We start from the raw sequence: 23,119 nt of genomic DNA on the forward strand, positions 1-23,119 counted from the left end.
AAGCTCATTAGCGACTGGTGGGTATCGATAAGCAGACCGTCCTCGCCATGGATGGCGAGATCGAGCTACATGGAAGTATTTATGCGTGTCTGTGTTCGATGCCCACTAGTCGCGACTTCCACCGAACAGAGTTCTTAAGCTACCGGCCATAATAACTCAGGCCAACGCTTCCCATTTTCATCGTGATAAACACTAACCCCAACCTTAGCTGCATAAGGAATATTAATCCGCTGCAAGTACACTTCAGATTTAGGCATATCAAGCAAAACTCGTATCATCTGCTTTATCACGCCACCGTGAGTAACAAGCAGAATTTTCCGGCCCTTATAAACGTCAAGCATTCCACTCCATGCCCGCAGCACCCGCACCTCATAATCTTCCAGGCTTTCACCGTTTGGCGGAACGGTTTCCCAGGGCTTAGACCAGAAATCACTCAGCGCCTTTTGGTCATATTCCCACACTTCTTGTTTGGACATCCCGTCCCAGTCACCAAAATCCAGTTCCATAAAGTCAGGCTCTTCAACCACCTGAATGCCATTTTTCGCCGCATACTCATTGGCAAACTTGCGGCAACGCTTTAGCGGGGAAGTAACAACCAGATCATAATCGGCGTTTTCACCCACAGAAGCGTACATCTGGGCAAAACCCTTTTCGGTCAGAAGAAAATCGGCATGCCCTCTGAAACAGTCATCGCCTTCCGGCAGACCATGACGAAGTAAATCAATCCGGGTAATTGTCATTGTAATTCTCTAAAAAACACCCTAGTTCACTACTTGGGAAACAACGTGGCGATCGATAACTTGTGGAGATGCATTCGACATAATCCCACAGCCAAGGTGCCAGGAAGGAATGCCCTGGAGAATATTGGTCAGCGCTCTGAGCCATTCTCCATGACCCACGATAACCACATCACCTTTATCAGAAAGGTTATCCAGCTCGGCGACAAAGGAAACGATACGCTGTTCAAAGTCTGTTTCAGACTCAACACCGAAAACAGAAGTCATTTTCTCACTGTATCTGCGGTGATACATAGCCCAGTAATCGGATAAGTGCTCATCCTTATCGATGATCTGGCCCTCAAGCAGACCAAACTTACGCTCTCTCAGCCGGATATCGGAATTGATATCTGAACCAATGCGCTTTGCAATAATACGGGCAGAATCCTGTGCTCTGCCCAGATCACTGCTAAACAATACCGGGTTGCGTAATTCAGGTAAAGCCAGCGCTTTCAACTGGGTAATAGCCTGCGAAGTCAGAGGGCTGTCCTGCCAGCCCTGAATTCTGCGCTGCTGATTCCACTGCGTCTGACCATGGCGAATAAGGATTAAACGCACACTTCACCCCTGAATATTTTTGCTACCAGAGACGGATTGTAGGGGAAATACCAGTGAATGTAAGAGGCAATTACCCTGTTTAACGCCCAGACAGGATCAAGCTGGCGCCCGCGTTGAGACACGGGCTGGCAAAGCACCCGCTCCTTAGATTCGGTTTTCGAATAGTGGAAAGTATGCCCCCGCAAACACTCATTACACAGCAGTTCACCTTCAACCAGACCAAGGGCCGCTAAAGAAGTCTGCATGGTCGAGTCCGCATCCAGTACGCTGCACAGCTTGGTGGTCTTTTTATCCGTACCGGTCAACGTATGATTCAGATAAAGCATGCCGCCACATTCAGCAAGGACCGGCTTATCAGCCTGCGCATGCGCTTTTATCTGGGCTTTAAGTGCAAAATTAGAAGCCAGCTCATCGAGGAAAAGTTCCGGATAGCCACCCGGAAGGTAAATCGCATCACAATCAGGCAGAAGATCACCTTCAATTGGAGCAAAGAACTTTAGCTTAGCCCCCATCTCAGACAGTAAATCCAGATTAGCCTGATAAATAAAGCTAAATGCTGTATCACGGGCAATAGCGATAGTTTTACCATGAAGCGATTGAGAAACCGGCTCCGCCGGTGCAATTCTGAACTCAACCGCCGGAGGCATGGAGATTTGCCCACTTTTTGCAATCAGATCCGCTGCCAGGTTCAGCCTTTCATCCAGATCTTCAAGCTCCTGAGCCTGAACCAGACCAAGATGACGCTCAGGCAGAGTTAGCCCGCTGTTTTTCGGCATATATCCGCAAAACTCCAGTGACTCAGGCAGCGCTTCTTTTAGCATTTCAGCGTGACCTGGCGAGCCAACACGGTTGGCAAACACACCATACATCTGAATATCACTGCGAAAATTTGCCAGCCCATAGGCAATAGCCCCAAATGTCTGAGCCATCGAGCCTGCATCAATAACCGCCATAACAGGAATGCCAAGTGTGGCAGCAATGTCCGCACTGGAGCACTTGCCATCAAACATTCCCATCACGCCTTCGATAAGGATAAGATCAGCATCTTTCGCCGCTTCTGCAACCAGCTGTTTGCAGTGCGCCTCTCCGCACATCCAGAAATCCAGCTGATAAACCGGATGACCTGATGCAAAGGAGAGAAAATTAGGATCGATAAAGTCAGGCCCGGTTTTAAAAACCCGCACCTTTTTGCCCTGATTGGTAAAATACCGGGCAATGGCTGCCACTACTGTTGTTTTACCGCTGCCCGAACTGGGAGCGGCAACAACTAAGGCAGGACAACTTATCTTTGTATCACTCAAGATGATTGCTCCTGAAGGTCTAAATCAGGCCAAAGCTTATTCAAATCAAGGTGTTCTTCAATGGCATCCGCAACCCGGTTAATACCCTCTTCACGCATAGCGGCAAAATCACAGCCCTGAGCCTCCTGCAGTCCGGCCCAGCGCAGTATTGCGCCGCAGGCTTGCTGAGATTCAAAGATGCCGTGCAGATAAGTGCCAAAGACATGATCATCAATACCCAGAGCACCATCTGCGCCATCGATAAGAGAGAGCGGTGCATTCTCAGAGACACCTTTTGTTATGCCTGCATGGATCTCATAACCAAATACATCAACCGTCTCTTGCCCCGGCAACGTAAGCGTCCCTTTGGTCTGTTTCAGCTGCTTATTATCTTGCAGCTCGGTTTCCAGCGGCAGATAGCCCAACCCTTTACTCTTGCCTGCCGGACCTTCAATACCCAGAGGATCAGCAACCAGTTCACCCAGCATCTGATATCCGCCACAAATGCCCATCACTTTTCCGCCAAAACGAAGGTGACGTTCAATTTGCTTGTCCCAGCCCTGTTCGCGAAGGAACTCAAGATCACTGCGAACGCTTTTTGAACCAGGAAGAATAATCAGATCAGCCGCAGGCAATGGCTGATTCTTGCGCACAAAAACCAGATCCACATTCGGATGCATACGCAGCGGGTCAAAATCCGTATGGTTACTGATTCGCTGAACAACGGGCACAACCACCTTTAGCTGTGGTTCATCATTGTTTAGCTGGCTGATATTAATGGCATCTTCCGCTTCCAGCATCAGGCCGTGCAGATAAGGCAGTACACCTAAAACCGGCTTTCCGGTTTTCTCTTCCAGCCAGTCCAGGCCATTTTGCAACAGCGCAATATCGCCCCTGAACCGGTTAATAACAAAGCCTGCAACCCTGTTCTGTTCCGATTCACTCAAAAGTGCCAGTGTGCCGTAAAGGTGGGCAAATACGCCACCGCGATCAATATCAGCAACAATAATAACCGGGATATCCGCTTCTTCAGCAAATCCCATATTGGCGATGTCGTGATCACGCAGGTTAATTTCAGCAGGGCTTCCCGCCCCCTCAACCATCACAGACTGATACTCATCTTTAAGCCGGCCAAAAGACTCAATGACATACTTCATAACCTGAGGCTTAAAAGCGTGATAAGACTTGGCGTCCATATCCTGAAGTGCTTTTCCGTGAACAATCACCTGGGCCCCAATATCCGTATTCGGCTTAAGCAGGATGGGGTTCATATCCGTGGTTGGTTCAATACCACAGGCATAAGCCTGCACGGCCTGAGCACGCCCAATTTCACCACCATCCACAGTTACCGCGCTGTTCAACGCCATATTCTGCGGCTTAAAGGGACTAACCTTAATCCCCTTACGGGCAAGAACCCGACATAAACCTGCAACAAGAACGCTTTTCCCTGCGTCAGAGGTGGTGCCCTGCACCATTAAAGCTTTTGATGTATCAATCATTTAACTGCAAATAACCGTCTTTATTGTTATCACTTCTTTCTAACCCCTCTGATACTAACAATAAAAACCTGCCTGTTAACAGGTAAATATAGGACGAAGCATGATAATTAATTGCGAAACCAATCAATGTATGACGCAGATAACATGAGCCCCGCTCAGTGGCGGGGCTCAGAAAATCAGACGATACCGGCACTTAATACTTTGGCGATCTTAGATACATCTGTGCCTTTCAGGAAGTTGATCTCCAGTTCACCAATCCCGGAAGCCCAGATTTTAAACTCTGCATCCATGTCGAATGTGCCAGCGCTTTCAATGGCAAATGCAGTAATCTTGCTAAACGGTAAAACAAAGAATTCCTTCTTCTTACCGGTAATTCCCTGCACATCAATTGTAATAAGGCGTTTATTCGTCAGTATCACCATATCGCGCACGGTTTTGTACTCGCACTTAACCTCTTCACCTTCAATCAGCATAAAGCCGTAGGTGTCCATTCCCTCACCGGCATCCTGCTCTGTCAGTCCTGCGATTTTCAGTCCCTTAAACATGGTTTGCTCCTTAGCTCATAATTTATTTATAGACGGTTCTTAAATATCATAGCCTTAAATTGAAGTCTTAGTAAGAAGTTAAAAAACATAAAGAAAATAAAAAAGAGCGCCTTTCGGAGCTCTTTTTTATTATTAATATTATCTGTTAACACTGCTACAATTCATGCTTGCTTTCTTCACAAGAAGTAAACAGCATTCCTTCGCAACACGGGCAGGATGGAATGGTATAACTATCCTCAACACCAACAACCGCATAGTTGCAGGTCTGACATAAGTAGACACCGGCACCAGCGTGCTCACCAGTATGACACTTTGTATACTTGTCTGTCTGTTCCATTCTTCTACCCCTTACAATTAATCAACTGATAAAAATATAAACAAAATCTCAATTGATTACTACTACTTTAGTAGTGCTGCCTGCCTAATTTTCGCACAATGTCTCACAATGAACCGGGCGTATTCCATTCCTGAAATGATGTTAGAATACATTAGTGTTACACTACGCCGCCTGTCGGTTATCAAGCAAGAATAAAGCAAAATGGCAAAACGCTCTCCCGTTATCGAAATGACTTCCTACGGCATATTCTCTACCTGGGATGCCAAATCTAAGCAACTTCCAAAAATTCAGGAGTTCACCACTCAGGTTCCGGCTGAAATAGATATTGAGTTTGGGTTTACCGTAAATATCAAAAAAGCAAAGGGAAAGAAGATTCGCTACTGCATTTATCATCCTGATATTACTTCTCCTAAAGGAGATGTATTAGATCCCTTCGACGGTGAAGAATATGTCGGCAATAACGACTGGGACTTCTACCTGGGAGATACCATCTGGGAACCCGTTGATAATAAAGTGGGCAAATGGCGAATGACCATTGAGCTCGATAACCAGATTATCGCTGAGAAAACCTTTGATGTTTACGCAAGAGATGAAGGTGAGTTCTGGAAGCGCCGGGGGTTTTAGGTGACCAGATTATGTGCCAAAACGAAGTTCAGCACATAATCAGTAAGTTCACTGCTCCGCTAGAGATGCAAGCTTCTTAGCTTTTTCTTATCTACTTTGCCGACGCTGGTTTTATCAATACCGTCCACCAGCTTAAACTTCATCAGCACGGCTTCACGGGCCAGGATACCCTTTTTAATAAAGTCTTTGGTAAAACCAAGCAGTTCCTTTTCGCTCACTTCTGCACCTTCTTTTAGTGCAACCAGAGCAAGAGGTATCTCGCCCCATTTGTCATGAGGCATACCAATTACAGCGACTTCAGAAACGGCCTGATGTTGATGAATAATATCTTCCAGCTCAAGAGAACTGACCCATTCGCCGGAGATCTTAATCATATCTTTCACCCGGTCGGTGATCTTGATATAACCCTCACTATCCATGGTTGCCACATCACCTGTGTGCAGATAGCCTCCGCGCCACAGAGCTTTAGAGTTCTTATTATCTTTGTAATAACTCGGGGTCAGCCATGGAGCCCGTACAACGATTTCGCCGGTATCTTCCCCATTGTTCTCCAGTTTTTTCATATCCTGATCAACAATATGCGCTTCCACCATCGCCACTTTTTTACCCGTCTTGGAGCGGTACTCAGCCTGAATATCCAAATCAAGTTTCAGCTGTTCACTATCAAGCTGTACTATCGAAAGAATCGGACATGTTTCACTCATTCCGTAACCGGCGAAGATATCGATATTGTGCTCCAGTGCGGATTTACACAGCGCTTTTGGCAGAGCTGCCCCGCCAATCACCACTTTCCAGCGGGAAAAGTCGATAGAGGCCGCTTTTGGTGAACTAAGCAACAGATGCAAAATAGTAGGCACACAGTGCGAGAAGGTCACCTGTTCCCGCTCAATCAGATTAAGCAGAACATCAGGCACATATTTCCCTGGGTAAACCTGTTTTACGCCAAGCATAGTCGCCATAAAAGGAAGGCCCCAGGCGTGAACATGAAACATCGGCGTGATAGGCATATAGATGTCTTCCCGGTGAAGGCGTCCCTGAACCGCACTTGTTCCAAGCGTAGCCAGTAAGCCCAGAGTGTGAAGCACTAACTGCCTGTGAGTAAAAAATACCCCCTTTGGCATACCGGTTGTGCCTGTGGTGTAAAACGTGGTCGCAACTGTGTTTTCATCAAAATCAGGGAAATCAAACTGAGTGCTTTCTGCTGCCAGAAGCTGCTCGTATTCGCACTCCTGGTTATCGCGCAGAACAACAAACTGATTCACCGTATCAATACGGCCTTTGATCTGATCAAGAATCGGCAGAAAATCTTCATTGATTAACAGCACATCATCTTCAGCATGGTCTATGGTATACAGGATCTGCTCTGGAGACAGGCGGACATTAATCATATGCAGTGTCGCGCCAATCATAGGAACGGCAAAATAGCACTCAAGATAGCGGTGTGAGTCATAATCCATCACCGCAACTGTATCGCCCTTTTTCACTCCCATCTTAGTCAGTGCATTGGCAAACTGACGAACCCTATTGTGGAAGGTTTCATAGCTATGCCGGCGGTGGTTGGCGTATACAATCTCTTGTTCGGGGTCAAAACCCACAGGTGAAAACAGAATACTTTTGATCAGTAGTTGGTAATTGGAGGGTTCATTCACGTATTGGCTCATATCACGCCTACTTATAATATTTGGTTTTATTAACAATGTCAGTCACTTCCTGACATCACCAGCAGCTACTAAGGTTGATATATTCTGCAACACGCAGCAATCAGATTGTGTGCTAACTGTTAAGCGGATGCGGTTTTTCCCGGCTCAGACAGAAACGAAAGAGGCCGTTGTTTTTATTCAACGGCCTCTTTCGGATAACAAACTCAGTTAAACACTAAGCGGTAATACTAACTGCATCACCATGCTTCAGCTCAGAGTCATAAGCTCCCGTCAGCACAGGAATACCCATCGCTTTGGCAATAATAGCTGAATGCGATGTAAGGCCGATATCAGTAAACTGAACCCCTTTGACCAAAGTTTTATCAAGACCAACGACCTCAGAAGGAAGCAGATAGTCAGTAAAAATAACAGATGGCATATCCGGCTTGATCTCCTCCGCGCGGTTGCCATTAAAATGTCTGAGTACTCTGGAACCTACATCATAAACATCCACATAGCGCTGCGACAGATAGTCGTCATCAATAGACTTATATTCCTCTGACATCTGCCCGATAACTTCTAACCAGGCTTTGCCGGCAGAAACCTGTTCGGTTTTTATCTGCTCAGAAGCCATATCAAACAGTTCGCCATCTTCCAGCATCATCTTGTGCGCACTAAAAATCTCAGACTCGTTGTCAGAAATGTTCTCTCTGGCAAAAATAATCAGCTCTTCAAGTTCCGATATAGAAGTTGCAATAGCATCACTTAACTTACCAAGATCGCCTTCGGTGTTTTCTGAACCATTGGATTTCGAATCAGGAAAAGACGGAGAATGCAGGTAAGCATTGGCCTTAATCACTTTGATACTGTCGTCTTTTTCTTCAGAAATAACCTGTGCTGCTTCGGTAACCTTGTCGCCAAACTGATCTGCGGACAGACAAACAAACTCATTAACGGCCTCTCTGGCCTGAGCTCCGCTGGCTCTCAAAGTCACTTCATCACCCGATTTCACCGACAACAGTGCAATATTGTTAACACTTTTCGCGTTAATCCATTTTTCGCCCTTACCTAAAGATACATCAGCATCAAACTGGTTCATGGCTTTGGCAATCACAGAAGAAGGCCTGGCATGGATACCATTTGGGTTTTCTATTCTGATAGTCACCTCTTCAACATCCACGTCATCAGCGTTAATTGAGGCATCATCTTCCTGAGGATTTCCAGATAACAGCAAGTGGGCCTGGTTAAGCTGCTGGTATTTTGCCCCAAGTGCACTGTGCGCCTCGCTCATCACCTGCTCTACCGGCAGGCCAGAGGCAGCGGCAACAGCGGCAGATACGGTGCCTTCCACAATAGGAGCAGCGCAGACATGAATCTTCTCAACCAATTCAGGGTCAATAAGATCCAGAGCGACGTCAGAACTTAAAATCGCGCTTCCCATATCCACCATAATCAGAATAGCGTCCGCGTCACCAACCGATTCCACCGCTTCCATAATCGCTACCGGATCGGTTCCGATAGGGTTTTCCGGATCGTCAACACCGGCAGCCAAGCCAAAATTCACCTTTCCCTGAGTCATCTGAGAGGCCAGTTCAATGACCCCTTCCGCCAGTTTCTTACTATGTGATACAACAACAATATCAACCATAACCATTCCCCGTATTTATAATCTTAATCTATAAATAGTGTAAACGTTATCACCAGCACCCACAATACTGAATTACAGTTCACAGCGCGTATTTTCTGCAATGCGTTATTTTTTCTTGCTACAGCACACAATTTTTAAGATAGAAAAATGAAACTTAATGTAAACGTATACATGAGATTTTTTGCATTTTTACAGCATGTTTGCGTGAACTTTTCGTGACACAATTCACATAACAGTCAGCCACAACAGATCAAGATCACAGATAGGCCGAGTTTTGATATCTAAATCACAGCGACAGGATTAGGCTTCGCTCATTAAATGTTTGCGAAAACACAATCGATTTATATTTTTAACTTTAATAATCAATTCGGAGAAAAATCATGCCAATGACAATTCTTTTGTCATTCTTTTTCTTCACAGGCTTTGTGGTTATATACACTTGGTCTCGTGTAAAGAATCAGAAAAATGACTCTAAAGATGGCTTCTTCCTGGGTGGCCGTAGCTTAACTGGCGGTCTTATTGCGAGTTCCCTAATCCTGACTAACCTGTCAGCGACCAGCTTTGTGGGAATGAGTGCTCTTTCATTTAAAGGCAACATGTCTGTGATGGGCTATGAGGTAGCATCGGGTATCACACTGATCATCATCGCTCTTTTCCTTGTTCCTCGCTACCTGAAGCAGGGCATTACAACCATTCCTGACTTTTTGGAATCACGTTACGACCTTTCAGTAAAGCAGTTTGTAACTGTTCTGTTCCTGCTAAGCTACATCGTTAACCTGCTGCCAAACACACTTTATGCCGGTGCTATGGTTATCGGTGGTATCTTCGATGTTGAAGGCATGCTGGGCATCAGCCGATTCCAGGCTATTCTGCTTATCGCAAGTATTATCGGTATTCTGGGCCTTTTCTACGCAATCTATGGTGGTCTGAAAGCGGTTGTTATCGCAGATACACTAAACGGTGTTGGCCTGATTGTTGGTGGTATGATGATCCCTGTCTTCGGCCTGATTGTTCTTGGTGACGGCAGCTTTATGGACGGTCTGACAACGATTACCACTAATGCAACTGAGAAACTGCAGGCTGTGGGTGCTGAAGATGATCCTAACGTGCCTTTCTCAACCATGTTTACAGGTCTTTTACTTGTTAACCTCTACTACTGGGGTACTGACCAGGCCATCATCCAGCGTGCTCTTGGTGCGAAAAACCTGAAAGAAGGCCAGAAAGGTGTAATCTTAGCGGGTGCAGTGAAAGTTATTACTCCTCTGTTCCTAATCATCCCAGGCATTATCGCTTACCATATGTTTGGTACTGTTGATGCTGCAGGTCAAAGCTACGAAGCCGATACCATGTACACGCGTCTGGTTAACGAAGTGCTTCCTAAGCCACTGGTTGGTTTCTTCCTGGCTGCTATGTTTGGTGCCATTCTGTCTACCTTTAACGGTGTACTGAACTCATCAACCACGCTATTTACGCTAAACGTATACAAGCCGTTGTTTGATAAAGAAGATAAACTTTCCGATCAGGAACTGGTAAACAAAGGACGTTCATTCGGTCTGTTTATCGCAATCCTGTCTGTGGGTATTGCTCCGTTTATTATGTTTGCACCAAACGGTCTGTTTGACCTGCTGCAACGTCTTGCGGGTCTGTTTAGTGTGCCAATCTTCACTATCGTGTTTATGGGCTACATTACCAAGCGCGTTCCGGCTGTCGCTGCGAAGATTTCTCTGGCGGTATTCGTAATTTCTTACGGCATCATCCAGTTTACACCTAGCGCGTACCAGGGTTACCTGGGTCCGCTTAAGCCAATCGCAGAGCTGCACTTCTTCCACCAGCTGGCTGTGCTGTTTGTTCTGTGCTGTGGCCTGATGTACATCATTGGTAAAGTTCGTCCACGCGATACAGATTACATTCTTCCTGTAAACGAAGAGATGGATATCAAACCATGGGAGTTCCGCTTTGAGGCTTCAGCAGTCATCCTGTACATGGTTCTGGGCGCGTACATCACCTTCTCTGACCTTGGTCTGGTAGCTGGTGACACTGCATTTATGGTGACTTATGCTCTGTGTGGTATTGTGATCCTTGGTGGTATCTTTACCAGAATTAAGAAGAAGCAACGCACCGTTGCTCAGATGGAAAGCAAACCAGCTGAAAGCTAAGACTGGTTTCAATATAAAATAACAACGTCAGTGTGACAAAGCAGAGCAAACCAGCTCTGCTTTTTTTAATTTTAAGGCGCGCCATTCCAGCGCTTAAGCAAAACGGAGTACTCTTCCGTTTCCTTGAATTCTCTCAGCGCGCGGGATACCTGCTCCAGGATTTCAGGATCAGTATTAAGATTGGTGGCAAGATAGTAGGTGTCATTTTTGCCAGACTCAAAAGAATAGACTTTCTTCAGGACTTTCTCAGGCTCATCACCATTTCGTTTAACGATATGAAAGGCAACGGTATCATCCATCGGCCAGAGGTCAATCCGGCCAAATTTCAGTTTCATGTAATTTCGTTCGTATGAATCATGCCCACTAATCCGGGTTAGATTTTCAACCGGGATCCCCTTTGCGATTAATACCGTTTCCCGGGAATCGTTGATCGTCGTGCCGACGGTATAATTGTTAAGGTCTTCTATCGAATCTACTTCAATGTCATGCCTGTTATACAAGGTATAAATCGATTGAGCGGAACTGCAGAGCGAACCAACCCATAGAAAACGTTCCTCGCGGCTTGGTACCCTTCTCATGGAAAAAATAAATACGTTTTTAGTTCTTTCCGTTGTAACCATTCCCCGCGCCCAGGGCAAGACCTCTAAGGTGTACTCAAGCGAAGTCCTTTTCATCACAGCTTTTATGATGTCGACAGATAACCCCTTGAGCTTGCCATCTTCAACATAGTTATAGGGAGGATAGTCTTCAGTAATAATGCGGATAGGTTCAGCACATACCGAAAAGCAGGCAATCAGCAGGAAAAACCAGCAACACATTCTTATAGCAGGCATTCAGACGGCACTCCAAGCTTGTCCGGTGATATTTACAATGTGGAATAAGCGTCAACGAGAATCAAGTGATTTTTACTTCATCACAAAACTATCGTGTACGCTCTTCCTCTCTTTTAAACGTCCAGGCAATGAAGCGGCTTACCTTCTGTCCCTGACTCATCTCCACAATCCGGACTTCGCTAGCGCCCGCTTTTTCAAGGTTTTTGCGCATCCAGCGGACGTTTTCTTTTTTGGAGATCAGAGTGGAAAACCACAGCACCTGATCAGCAAACTCTCTGCTTTCAAAGGCCATATTTTTGATAAATGCTGCCTCCCCTCCCGGGCACCACAACTCGGCTTTCTGGCCGCCGAAGTTCAGTTTTGGCTGTTTGCTTTTTAACACTTGAGAGACTGGCTGACCACGTTTACCCCGGTTTGCACTCAGGTTCTTCAACTTGCGGTCTGTGCCCTGCTGTGCTTCCTGCAACGACTTATGGAACGGAGGATTACAGAAAGTGACGTCATAAAACTCACCCGGCTTGATGATATTTTCGAACAGATAGCGGCTGTTATCCTGCAGCCTGCACTCTATCTTTCCCTTCAGTACCGGGTTATTTGAAACTATGCTGCTGGCCACTTTCACCGAAACCGGGTCGATATCGCTGGCGGTAAAATGCCAGCCATATTCTGCTGCCCCGATAATGGGATAAATGCAGTTTGCGCCCGTGCCAATATCCAGCGCCCGCACCTGCTCTGGCTTTTTCCCTTCAGATTCTTTTTGTAGCAACTCTGCCATTCTGTGAATGTAATCTGCCCTGCCCGGTATCGGCGGACAAAGGTAGCCTTCGGGAATATCCCAGGAAGTGACACCGTAATGCAGGGCAAGCAAAGCGCGGTTTAGCATTTTTACCGCAACGGGGTCGGAAAAGTTAATGCTTGAGTCGCCCTTAGGATTTTTGATGACATACTTTTGCAGCTCAGGCAAAGCATCAACCAGAGCCTTAAAGTTATACCGGCCTTTGTGTTTGTTCTTTGAATGTAAGCCAGACTGGCCCGGCACTTTGATCACTTTCGTTTTCGGTGTGTTTGCGGCGCGGTTTGAATTACGGCCCGGATTGACTGCTTTGCTCATTGCTCTTCTGCGGAAGTTAAAACTGAGGCCGTATTGTGACGCCTTTCGTTCAACGACGCCAGCAACATATGCCTCAGCTTGTTAACGGGAAGCTAAATCTGAAGTGCGCACCATGGTCGGAATCCACGCAACTGATCTGCCCCTTAAGCTTTTTGGTGACCAGATTATAGCAGATGGACATACCCAGACCTGAGCCGCCTTTACCGCGAGTGGTAGTAAAGAAGGGTTCAAACACTTTATCTCGCTGTGAACTGTCTAAACCAGAGCCGTTGTCCAGATAATCGATGAAAACACGGTTATTCTTCATTTTCAGCTGAACCCGGATCTCACCATCCCGGTGTTCTTTAAAGCCATGTTTGATGGAGTTCATTATCAGGTTGGTAAATATCTGCACAAGCGCACCGGGGTAAGTTGTCAAAACGATGGCCTGTTCAGGCTCCACAATAACCTTGTGATTTCCTTTTTTCAGCTCCGGGCTCAGGCTCCGGGCAATCTCTTCAACATATTCACCTAGCTCCAGTTCACGGGTCATGTCGCTGCTCTGGTCAACCGCCACCAGCTTAAAGTTCTGTATCAGATCAATGGCCCGGTTAAGGTTAAACTGCAGAATCTCCACTGCATCGGTTGTTGCTGAAATCAGGTTTTCAACTGATGAACGCTGAAGTTGTCCGCTGGTATATTCATTTTCAAAACCTTTAAACAGTTCAGACAGGTGCGAAGCCGCCGTCACACTTACGCCAAGAGGCGTATTAATTTCGTGAGCAACACCGGTAACAACATTGCCCAGTGCCGACATTTTTTCCGCTTCTATCAGCTGCGTCTGAGTATCCTGAAGATTGCGAAGAGAGACTTCCAGTGCCTCCGTTCTCTCTCTTACCTTTTGCTCCAGGTTTTCATTAAGCTCGATGATCTGCTGCTCTTTCTGGCGCCTGTCGGTAATATTGGTTGAAACCCCGCCGGTTCCCATCAGGTTATTGTTCTCATCAAAAATGGGGAACTTGGCCGACATAAAGTACTCGGTTCTTTCTTTAAGCTTTATCTCTTCATCAAACACCACAGGGCTTGCTTTCATGGCAACAAGCCTGTCATGTTCCAATAGCCTTTGCGCAGTTTCCGGAGCAAAAAGATCAGAAACAGTATGGCCAACGCCACTCTCTCCCGTTGTGCTGATCGCAGACAGATACTGCTGATTCATCATAGTATAACGCCCTTCCAGATCTTTGGCGTAAATCAATGAGGGACTGTTATCAATAATGGCGTGGATCAGGCGCTCCGTTTTATCCCGCTCAGCAAGAGCCTGATGCAGATTCGACTGCATGGTATTAATCGCACGGTAAACTTTATCAATGGCATCACCTTCGCCATCCTTTCTGTCCGGGATCTGCAGAAGTTGTTCCGGGTTCGCCAAATCGGCCTTATTTGCCCACCCGGCCAGATTATTCAGGTGCCGGATAACTAACCTTTCAACCAGCATCAAAATACAGATGGACATAAAAAACGTCTTCATGCCCTGCGTAAGCAAGATAATGATCGCCTTATCAAACAGCTGTCGGTAAATTTCCGAAAGTGTGGCTGAGATCCTCAGTTCGCCAATGTAAATTAATTCACCGTCGGTATTGGTGAAACTGATGGGATAGATCTGCTCAAGACCGTTACTCACATCCCTGTCACCTAACTGAATCACTGGATTCTGATAGGTATCGAGTACTTCAGCGTAGACAATGCCGCTTTGAGCCAGCAAACCATCTAAAATACTCTCCATCACTTCCTTATCCAACTTCCACATAGCAACCGCAATTGCAGGCAAGCTGGTATCTTCAACTTTAACTAAAGATTGATCCAGAGAGTTCCGGGATTCCCGGTAATCGGTATACAGCTGGATCGAGGTAGCCACAACAGCTAAAACAGAGCTGAGCAATAGAATCCAAAACAGCAGTCGCAATGACAACTTTTCACTGTTACGGGATAATATTGATGCGGAATTCTTCATCCTGGCCTATTGGGGGGTAGTTTTAATTAATCTATACGCAAGTATAGGCAAAACTGATAACTTAAGCTCCCGACTCTTTGCTAAACTGTTAATAATCTGACTAAAATCTTGGTGATTTTATGCTAAAGCCTCTTATTTCTGCTACGGTTCAGTGCCTTCGGACCACTGCTGCCATATTAATGATAGTTTGGTCAGGCATAACACTGGCAAACTCAGCACCAGCCAAGCCAACGATTTTAGTTATCCATAGCTGGCATGACATTTTATGGGACAGGCTTTGGGAAAAAGCCCTGCATGACAAATTGGGCGCAAAATACCATCTGGTTCGCTATGATCTGGATGCTATGCGTTCCACTCCGGAACAACTGGCCAATAATGCAGACACGGCCTGGGAAATGTATCAATCTCTTAACCCCACTCTGGTCATTCTTGGAGATGATGAAGCCCTCAGAATGATGGGATTAAGGTTTGCGTACAAACTGCCCGTTGTTTATCTGGGCATCAACAATAATCCAAGGCATCTGGTCGCGGATATTATTCCACGCAATATTACCGGCGTAATTGAGCGCCCGCTATATGAACGCGCGATTCGTCATATCGTTCAATTACTGCCATCGGGCGCAGACAAGGTTCTCTTCTTAAACGATGCCCCTCAAACCGAATCCAGCGTAACCAAAATCAGCAATATCTTTAACGGCAATACTTCAACCAAAGTGGGCAAAATCACCTTTGAGCTCAAAGTGACCAATAACTGGGAGACATGGCAGCAATATGTTCTTACCGCTAAGTCTTCTGGTTACGATGCCATCCTGTTTGATTCCCGTTACCTGATTCATAACAAGCAAGGGGCTTATGTGGAGCCTGAATCCGGAGTGGTTCGCTGGATGTCCCGAAACTCTGACTTACCCACGTTCAATTTCTACGAAGATTCAATCGGCCCCGGTTTGTCCGCCGGCGGCTGGGTTTTATCAGGATACGGTATCGGTTTATACGCCGCGGATATTGTATTAGATATCCTGGAAAACGGGAAAAAACCGGAAGAGATCTACCCCGTCTACTTTGACAAAGGCGAGTTTATATTCAGCCGCACCCAGCTTGATAAATGGGATATCACTTTACCCGAGGAGATCAAAAGTAAGGCAACTTTTGCCGAAGACCTGCACCAGCTCTATCATTTCGAGTGCAAGCAGCCTTCCGCATCTGTCTGTTTCGATTAGCAAAAAACCACCTCAAATGATCAATATCTTATTTTACTGAAATCATGTTTTGATTATCACTTATCTTATTGTATGATAAATGCATGCCGTTTTATTGGTGCTTATGATCTGGTTCACAAAACAGCATTGAAATCATAATCACACTTTAATAAAACATCATTTCAAATATATTGACCACTAAAGTATCGACAGCAATAATGGCGATATTCGACTAACGGAGACGAGTAATGAATGTGGAACGCATAGCCATCATCGGGGAATGCATGGTTGAGCTTAGAAAAGTAGGTTCAGAGCTTCAACAGGGCTTTGGTGGCGATACGCTAAACACCGCAACCTATCTTTCTCGCCTGACAGAGGGAAAAGGAAAAACCATTTCTTATGTGACAGGTCTTGGTAAAGACTCTTTCAGTAAGGAGATGCTGCAAAGCTGGAACCAGGAAAATATCAATACTGATCTGGTGCAGATATCGGACAGCAAACTACCGGGCATTTATGCCATTGAAACGGCACCGGATGGTGAGCGCAGTTTCTACTACTGGCGCAATGATTCTGCAGCAAAATACTGGCTACGAGATCGTCCTCTGCCGGAGTTTATCTCTGAACTGTCGCAAAACCAGATGATTTATATCAGCGGGATCAGTCTTGCCATTCTTCCTGAAGACTGCCGGGAAATGCTACTAAATGTGCTGGAAGCCTGCCGTAAAGATGGCGTTTTGATTGCTTTTGACAACAATTACCGTCCAAGGCTATGGGAAAGCTCTGAAAATGCCCAAAGCTGGTATCAGCATGTCTTAAAACTCACTGATATCGCGTTCCTGACTTACGATGATGAAGAAGCCCTGTGGGGTGATACATCAGAAGAGCAAGCCATTGCACGCACCCAGGATCTTGGTGTATCAGAGATCGTCATCAAACGTGGTGGTGATGCATGTTTTGTCATCACACCAGAGGCCAGATATTCAGTTGCACCGGCGCCTGTTAGCAATATTATTGATACAACCGCAGCCGGTGATTCATTCAGTGCAGGTTATCTTGCAAAACGTATTCTTGGAGGCTCCTGTGAGGAGTCTGCCGCAGCCGGTCATAAAGTTGCCGGAACCGTTATTCAGTATCGCGGCGCTGTTATCAATAAAGACGTGATGCCAACCATTTAAGGAGAAATTCGTGAAAACCCTAAACCAACAACTTGAAGAGATCAAAGTCGTTCCTGTTATTGCTATTAAAGAGGCATCAAAAGCGGCAAAGCTTGCACAGGTACTTATCGAAAACGGCCTTCCATGCGCGGAAGTGACTTTCCGTACCGAGCAGGCCGCTCAGGCGATCAAGAATATGCGTGAAGCCTACCCGCAAATGCTTATCGGTGCCGGTACTGTACTAAACAGTGAGCAGGTTGATCAGGCTATTGACGCTGGCGTCGACTTTATCGTAAGCCCGGGGTTCAACCCGACTACCGTTAAGTACTGCCAGCAGCGCGGCGTCACTATTGTTCCTGGTGTAAACAACCCTAGTCTGGTTGAGCAGGCAATGGAAATGGGTCTGACTACACTTAAATTCTTCCCGGCTGAACCTTCCGGCGGCACAGGCATGCTAAAAGCGCTGTCTGCGGTTTACCCGATTAAATTTATGCCAACCGGCGGCGTTAACCCTAAAAACGTGAAAGACTACCTTGCTATTCCAAGCGTTCTGGCTTGTGGCGGCACATGGATGGTTCCGAACAACCTGATTGACGAAGAAAGATGGGATGAACTGGCAGAGCTGGTTGCTGAAGTTGCAAACATCATTGCTTAAGGTTGCTCAATGTTATTTGGAAATATTAACCAGTTAGATCTTCTTCCCTACACCTATACCAGGCTACGCAGCTGTATAGATGAGGCGATGGCTATCGCCAGAGAAAATGAAGATGGCAACTACCCTCTTTCTGATAGCCGCATCTTTGTTGTACTTGCTTCGGCACAAACAGAGCCGGTAGGCCAGAGAGCTGCAGAGATTCACAAAAAGTACATCGACGTTCAGATCCTTCTTGAAGGTGAAGAGCAACTTGGCTACTCCAATCAGCTTGATGAAGAAACCAGAAAGATTGAAGTACTGCCGGATGATCTGCTTTTTGTCGATGAGGTTACACATGAAAACTTCGTCACTCTGACTCCGGGAGATTTCGCCCTGTTCTACCCTAACCAGATTCACAGGCCTCTATGTGCATCCGGAGAGCCGGGAGCAGTGAGAAAAGCGATTATTAAAATTCCGCATGAATTGTTCTCGTAAATAGAAATGCCCGGTTTATCCGGGCATTTTTCTATGACTCTCAATTCTAATGTGTAAATTTATCATTAAGCGTTTTATCGCCGGTTTACTACAGACTCTCTCGCAACCAACTTACCCGCAATCAGAGGCTGCTCAGAAACCGGCTTACTTCCGACACTCTCATCTAATTGGGCAATCGCCGCTTCCACCAGTTTTTCTGACGGGTAACTGATACAGGTCAGCGCCGGAGTTAACTGGCTCGCCAGTGAAGAGTTCTCCAGGGACATAATGGACACTTCCTGAGGCGTTGCCAGATTGAAATCTTTCAGAAGTTTCATGGCAATGGCTGCCTGACTGTCGCGCATAACAATCAGAGCAGTGAATGGATGATAACTGTTAAGCAGAGTCAGCATTGCCTGCTCGGCATCACCCTCTGCTTCTACAATCAGCTGGCGGTTGATGGGAATCGCCATATTCTGAAGAGAGGTTTTATACCCTTCCAGAACCTGCTGCGATGCAATGCCTCTGTCATCAAGCACGATGGCGATACTGGTGTGCCCCTGACTGGACAGATAACGGCAGGCACTTTCGCAGGCAAAATGATAGTCGTAACCAATAGCTCTGTGGTGCGAGCTCACTCTGGTATCAATGGCAATCACCTTATCGTCGACCGATTCAGGCAACTCGCCACCCAGCGCAATTATGGCTTCACAATGGCGACCATTAAGTTCTTCAATAAGACGGGCGCGCTCCTGCACGGTATCAGCAAAGTGCACCAGCATATGCTTACCTTTTTGCTTTAACGCTTTTGCCAGAAGTGGCAGATAGGTGGATACCTGACCGGCATCGGTAGAAGAAAGAATCACCCCGATATAGTCAGAGCTCTGGTTCGCCAGATTCTGAGCCGCTGCACTCGGGCGGTAATTTAACTCTTCGGCCGCTCTTAACACCGCTTCCCGGCTTTCTGCTTTTACACCACGACTGCCGCTCATCACGCGGGAAACCGTTGCTTTGGAAACATTGGCAAGGCGAGAAACATCTGTAATGGTGACCATACTTACTACCCTGATTGAAGAGATTTACCGAACCGCGGGAAAACGGTTCCCGTTTTTTTCACTATTTTACCGAGCCATATAAGATCCACAAGACTATTAGCAAAACTAAAGGTAAAGATTGAATATAAAACAGCCATCGTGTGGCAAAAAGTAACTCCATTTCGTGTATATACCTCCAAATAAAATAACTTGCCTTAGAGGCTGACTCTTATACACAAATATTAAGGTGGCCAAAAATGGTTCTCCCCCTTGAGTAAAAAAGCCTAACTGGTTGATAAAGTTAATAGAAGGGGGAGTTAGAGGGGGTTGGTTATACAATAATTAATTATATCGTTGAACCTTACTCCTCTAAGCAGCAACCCCTCCTAACCTCCCCTTGGATGTAACTTCTTCGAAAAACCGACCTTTCGTGTCTAAGGGGAGGAACTTTTCTCTGTCCCATTAGACTTATGTATCGAAGACAACCTTAGATGTTCAGCTTTAAGGCGCACCTAAATGTTAACTACACCTTTTATGTAGCTCTATCAGCTCTGTCACCAGCTCTTTTGCCAGCATCGAAGTCATCAGATGATCCTGAGCGTGAACCATGACCAGAGTCATTTGGGTTTTACCTTCACCTTCATCGGCTTCAATTAACTGAGTCTGCACAAGATGCGCTTTGTTTGCGTACTCCTGCGCTTCTTTCATCAGCCCTTCCGCTTCGGTAAATTCACCCTGTTTGGCATGACGAAGTGCTTCATAACATAAGCTTCTCGACTGACCGGCATTGATAATGATGCCCATTACCTGCTCTTCTAAATCCATAATTCTCTCCCGTAAAAAAATAAAAACTAATTAATCAAAACCGTTGTCATGCGATACTTTGGCAAACCATTCACCGCTCTTTTTCACACTGCGCTGCTGAGTGTCCAGATCAAGGCGATAGAAACCGTAACGGTTCTTATAGGCGTTGCTCCAGGACCAGTTATCAATAAAAGTCCATAAGTGATAGCCGATGCAGTTTGCGCCTTCTTCAATCCCTTTGTGAAGCCAGCTTAAATGGTCCCGGATAAAATCAATCCGGTAATCATCCTGGATCTGTCCGTTCTCAAGGAACTTCTCTTCACCTTCCACGCCCATACCGTTTTCAGAGATATAACAAGGCAGGTTGCCGTAGTTATCACGAACATTAACCAAAATGTCATACACACCTTTTTCATAGATTTCCCAGCCACGGTGCGGGTTCATCTTGCGGCCCGGCATTTCGTAGTAATCAAAGAAACGCTCAGGCATAAATGGCGCATCCGGATTCACCGCACTGTCACGGGCTTTCACCCTTCTTGGCATGTAGTAGTTAATACCCAGAAGATCGATTTTTCCGCCAGCAACAAGCTCGCAATCACCCGCTTCCACTTGCGGCAGTTGGTCATGTTCTTTTAGCAACTCAACCAACTCCTGCGGATATTCCCCTTTTACCGCCGGATCAAGGAAGCTGCGGTTAAACATCAAATCACAGATTCTTGAAGCTTCTTTATCTGCCGGATTCTCAGAGCGGGGATAAGAAGGTGTCAGATTCAGAATGATGCCAATCTGTCCATCCAGATTCAGCGAGCGATACTTTTTCACCGCTTTTGCATGGGCAAGAATGGTGTGATAAGCCACGGTTGCCGCACGCTTAAAGTCCACCACATTCGGATAATGGAAATCGTAAAGGTAACCACCTTCTACCGGAACGATAGGCTCGTTAAAGGTAAACCAGTGCTTAACCCGGTCACCAAACAGCTTGAAACAGATTTCCGCATAGCGCTCGTAGGCATCCAGCACTTCACGGCTTTCAAAACCGCCTATTTCCTGCATTGCCATTGGCATATCGAAATGGAACAGGCAGATAAATGGTTCAATATCCTGCTTTACCAGCTCATCAATCACATTGTTATAAAAAGCGACTGCTTCCTGATTCACTTCACCGGTTCCGTCTGGAATTAAGCGAGACCAGGAAATCGAGGTACGGAAACTGTTATGACCGATATCCTTCATCAGCTGAATATCACTCTGGTAGTTCTGGTAAAAGGTTGATGCTTCCGTTGCCGGAACCTGATTGTGGAACCGGTTAGGCTGGGTTTTAAACCAGTGGTCCCAGATGCTGTCTGCCTTACCACCTTCAAAAGCCGCGCCTTCAGTCTGAGTTGCCGATGCGGCGCTGCCCCAGTAAAAGTTTTCCGGAAATGCGTATTTCATATTCTTCCCTTAATGATGGGCAGCCTCAGACTGCCCACGTAAAATTGATAAGTTAAGCGGTTACCGGCTGGCCTTGCGCCTGTGCCTCTTTTGCTTTTTCTGCGTCCTGCTCAAGCAGCTGTTTCTCGTACGCTTTCAGGAATGGCAGGTACATAATTGCAGCCATCGACATACAGATTACGCACATGATTACCGGACTGAACGCCCAGTTAGCCGCCCATGACGCACCAATAGGGCCTGGTGTTGTCCATGGTGTCAGTGATACCACTCGCTCAATGATTCCAAGGTCGGTTGCAAACCATGCAAGGGTTGCGTTAATCATAGGCACCAGAATAAATGGCAGGAAGAACACTGGGTTCATAATAATCGGCGCACCAAACAGGATAGGTTCGTTGATATTAAACAGCCCTGGTACAACACCCATTTTACCAATCGTTCTCAGGTGAACCGCTTTACTGCGCATAAGCAGGAAGGCCAGTGGTAATGTTGAACCTACGCCACCGATAAGCAGGTAGTGGTCCCAGAAACCCTGAACGAAAATATGTGGAATCGCTTCACCCGCCGCCATCGCTGCCTGGTTTACTGACAGGTTCGCCATCCAGAACGGGTTCATAATACCGGTAACAATCAGAGCGCCGTGGATACCGGCAAACCAAAGAATCTGACAAACAAGCACAGCCAGCAGTACCGCAGGAAGCGAGTCAGAGGCCGCAACTAATGGCTGAACCAGTGACATAATTGCTTCAGGAATAATCTTGCCTGTCTGGGCTTCAATAAACAGGTTCAGAGGGTGCAGAGTCAGGATAATCACCAGTACAGGGATCAGGATTTCAAACGAACGCGCAACACCAGTCGGGACTTCAGGCGGAAGCTTAATAGTCACCTTGTTACGTTTCAGATAGGCATAAACTTCTGTCGAGTAGATAGCAGTAATGATCGCGGTAAAAATACCCTGCCCTGAAAAGTACTGCATGGAAATCTGTCCACCTTCAAGCGGAGCTGCAACCAGCAAAAATGACATCAGAGACAGCAGGCCTGTCGTTACCGGATCCAGATTATGGTGGCGTGCAAGACTGGAAGCTATCCCGACGGATATAAAGATGGTCATTACCCCCATGCTCAGGTTAAACGGCAACATTAGTTCATCGCGGTAGGCCTCTGAAAAATCAAGCCAGGCTCTTGCGAAGCCCCAGGTGGTATCCGCAGAAAACGGAGGAAAAATAAACACCAGCATAAATGAGCCGACAATCATAAACGGCAGTGCCGCGATAAATCCGTCACGAATAGAAGTTACGTATTTCTGCTGGCCGAGCTTACCGGCTATTGGTGTTACCTTTTGTTCGATCACATTGACCATTTTGTTATATAGAGTACTCATACTTGTTTCCCGTT

Annotated in this window: 21 protein-coding genes; 6 read left to right on the forward strand and 15 right to left on the reverse strand. The window is 46.3% G+C overall.

The genetic code is table 11. The annotated features are described in order from the left end of the window. Nucleotides 1–134 precede the first annotated feature (134 nt). The 6 genes from L3Q72_RS17080 to L3Q72_RS17105 all read right to left on the reverse strand — a co-directional run bounded on the left by L3Q72_RS17080 (nt 135) and on the right by L3Q72_RS17105 (nt 4,995). The gene (locus L3Q72_RS17080) at nt 135–740 is read right to left on the reverse strand and encodes a histidine phosphatase family protein (RefSeq protein WP_275133368.1); all 606 of its coding nucleotides are present in this window, start codon (nt 738–740) and stop codon (nt 135–137) included. A gap of 21 nt (nt 741–761) precedes the next feature. Further along, nucleotides 762–1,334 (reverse strand): histidine phosphatase family protein, encoded by a 573-nt coding sequence (locus L3Q72_RS17085; RefSeq protein ID WP_275133369.1) that lies wholly within the window; start codon nt 1,332–1,334, stop codon nt 762–764. Then, the gene (locus tag L3Q72_RS17090; protein WP_275133370.1) at nt 1,325–2,635 is read right to left on the reverse strand and encodes a cobyrinate a,c-diamide synthase; all 1,311 of its coding nucleotides are present in this window, start codon (nt 2,633–2,635) and stop codon (nt 1,325–1,327) included. Before L3Q72_RS17090 ends, L3Q72_RS17085 begins: the two co-directional genes overlap by 10 nt. Then, nucleotides 2,632–4,113 (reverse strand): cobyric acid synthase, encoded by a 1,482-nt coding sequence (locus tag L3Q72_RS17095; RefSeq protein ID WP_275133371.1) that lies wholly within the window; start codon nt 4,111–4,113, stop codon nt 2,632–2,634. The genes L3Q72_RS17090 and L3Q72_RS17095 overlap by 4 nt, the downstream gene beginning before the upstream one ends. Nucleotides 4,114–4,289: 176 nt before the next feature. Then, nucleotides 4,290–4,658, reverse strand: coding sequence for a PH domain-containing protein (locus L3Q72_RS17100; protein WP_275133372.1), 369 nt, complete (start codon nt 4,656–4,658; stop codon nt 4,290–4,292). Nucleotides 4,659–4,812: 154 nt separating this feature from the next. Next, nucleotides 4,813–4,995, reverse strand: coding sequence for a hypothetical protein (locus tag L3Q72_RS17105; protein ID WP_275133373.1), 183 nt, complete (start codon nt 4,993–4,995; stop codon nt 4,813–4,815). Nucleotides 4,996–5,196: 201 nt separating this feature from the next. Between L3Q72_RS17105 and L3Q72_RS17110 the strand changes: the two genes are divergently transcribed. Next, a complete protein-coding gene (locus L3Q72_RS17110; RefSeq protein WP_275133374.1) occupies nt 5,197–5,619 on the forward strand; it encodes a DUF3859 domain-containing protein in 423 nt (140 codons plus the stop codon). 59 nt (nt 5,620–5,678) lie between these two features. Here L3Q72_RS17110 and L3Q72_RS17115 read toward each other — a convergent pair whose 3' ends face one another. Next, nucleotides 5,679–7,280 (reverse strand): long-chain fatty acid--CoA ligase, encoded by a 1,602-nt coding sequence (locus L3Q72_RS17115; protein WP_275133375.1) that lies wholly within the window; start codon nt 7,278–7,280, stop codon nt 5,679–5,681. Between the two features lie 214 nt (nt 7,281–7,494). Further along, on the reverse strand, nt 7,495–8,907 hold the full coding sequence (gene dhaM, locus L3Q72_RS17120) for a dihydroxyacetone kinase phosphoryl donor subunit DhaM (RefSeq protein WP_275133376.1): 1,413 nt from the start codon (nt 8,905–8,907) through the stop codon (nt 7,495–7,497). 380 nt (nt 8,908–9,287) lie between these two features. Here dhaM and L3Q72_RS17125 point away from each other — a divergent pair, with 380 nt between their 5' ends. Further along, nucleotides 9,288–11,063: a solute:sodium symporter family transporter gene (locus L3Q72_RS17125; RefSeq protein ID WP_275133377.1), complete on the forward strand. Its 1,776-nt coding sequence runs from the start codon at nt 9,288–9,290 to the stop codon at nt 11,061–11,063. A 71-nt stretch (nt 11,064–11,134) separates the two neighbouring features. Here L3Q72_RS17125 and L3Q72_RS17130 read toward each other — a convergent pair whose 3' ends face one another. The 3 genes from L3Q72_RS17130 to L3Q72_RS17140 form a co-directional block, all read right to left on the reverse strand. Continuing rightward, a complete protein-coding gene (locus tag L3Q72_RS17130) occupies nt 11,135–11,896 on the reverse strand; it encodes a transporter substrate-binding domain-containing protein (RefSeq protein WP_275133378.1) in 762 nt (253 codons plus the stop codon). Nucleotides 11,897–11,984: 88 nt separating this feature from the next. Then, the gene (rlmF, locus tag L3Q72_RS17135) at nt 11,985–13,007 is read right to left on the reverse strand and encodes a 23S rRNA (adenine(1618)-N(6))-methyltransferase RlmF (protein WP_275133379.1); all 1,023 of its coding nucleotides are present in this window, start codon (nt 13,005–13,007) and stop codon (nt 11,985–11,987) included. Between the two features lie 73 nt (nt 13,008–13,080). Then, nucleotides 13,081–14,901, reverse strand: a complete 1,821-nt coding sequence (locus L3Q72_RS17140; RefSeq protein ID WP_275133380.1) for an ATP-binding protein — start codon at nt 14,899–14,901, stop codon at nt 13,081–13,083. Nucleotides 14,902–15,116: 215 nt separating this feature from the next. Here L3Q72_RS17140 and L3Q72_RS17145 point away from each other — a divergent pair, with 215 nt between their 5' ends. From L3Q72_RS17145 to L3Q72_RS17160, 4 genes are all read left to right on the forward strand, one after another. Further along, entirely contained in the window at nt 15,117–16,214 is a 1,098-nt protein-coding gene (locus L3Q72_RS17145; protein ID WP_275133381.1) for an ABC transporter substrate binding protein, read from the forward strand. Between the two features lie 227 nt (nt 16,215–16,441). Next, the gene (locus tag L3Q72_RS17150; RefSeq protein WP_275133382.1) at nt 16,442–17,368 is read left to right on the forward strand and encodes a sugar kinase; all 927 of its coding nucleotides are present in this window, start codon (nt 16,442–16,444) and stop codon (nt 17,366–17,368) included. A 10-nt stretch (nt 17,369–17,378) separates the two neighbouring features. Beyond that, nucleotides 17,379–18,002, forward strand: a complete 624-nt coding sequence (locus L3Q72_RS17155; RefSeq protein ID WP_275133383.1) for a bifunctional 4-hydroxy-2-oxoglutarate aldolase/2-dehydro-3-deoxy-phosphogluconate aldolase — start codon at nt 17,379–17,381, stop codon at nt 18,000–18,002. Between the two features lie 9 nt (nt 18,003–18,011). Further along, complete coding sequence (locus L3Q72_RS17160; protein WP_275133384.1) at nt 18,012–18,476, forward strand: YhcH/YjgK/YiaL family protein; 465 nt, start codon at nt 18,012–18,014, stop codon at nt 18,474–18,476. 74 nt (nt 18,477–18,550) lie between these two features. Here L3Q72_RS17160 and L3Q72_RS17165 read toward each other — a convergent pair whose 3' ends face one another. The 4 genes from L3Q72_RS17165 to L3Q72_RS17180 all read right to left on the reverse strand — a co-directional run bounded on the left by L3Q72_RS17165 (nt 18,551) and on the right by L3Q72_RS17180 (nt 23,105). Then, nucleotides 18,551–19,510, reverse strand: a complete 960-nt coding sequence (locus L3Q72_RS17165) for a LacI family DNA-binding transcriptional regulator (RefSeq protein WP_275133385.1) — start codon at nt 19,508–19,510, stop codon at nt 18,551–18,553. 498 nt (nt 19,511–20,008) lie between these two features. Then, the gene (gene chbA, locus L3Q72_RS17170; RefSeq protein WP_275133386.1) at nt 20,009–20,314 is read right to left on the reverse strand and encodes a PTS N,N'-diacetylchitobiose transporter subunit IIA; all 306 of its coding nucleotides are present in this window, start codon (nt 20,312–20,314) and stop codon (nt 20,009–20,011) included. A 30-nt stretch (nt 20,315–20,344) separates the two neighbouring features. Beyond that, the gene (locus L3Q72_RS17175) at nt 20,345–21,727 is read right to left on the reverse strand and encodes a glycoside hydrolase family 1 protein (protein ID WP_275133387.1); all 1,383 of its coding nucleotides are present in this window, start codon (nt 21,725–21,727) and stop codon (nt 20,345–20,347) included. A gap of 52 nt (nt 21,728–21,779) precedes the next feature. Then, nucleotides 21,780–23,105: a PTS sugar transporter subunit IIC gene (locus tag L3Q72_RS17180; RefSeq protein WP_275133388.1), complete on the reverse strand. Its 1,326-nt coding sequence runs from the start codon at nt 23,103–23,105 to the stop codon at nt 21,780–21,782. Nucleotides 23,106–23,119: the final 14 nt, after the last annotated feature.

The organism is Vibrio sp. JC009 (genome assembly GCF_029016485.1).
Lineage (GTDB): Bacteria > Pseudomonadota > Gammaproteobacteria > Enterobacterales > Vibrionaceae > Vibrio.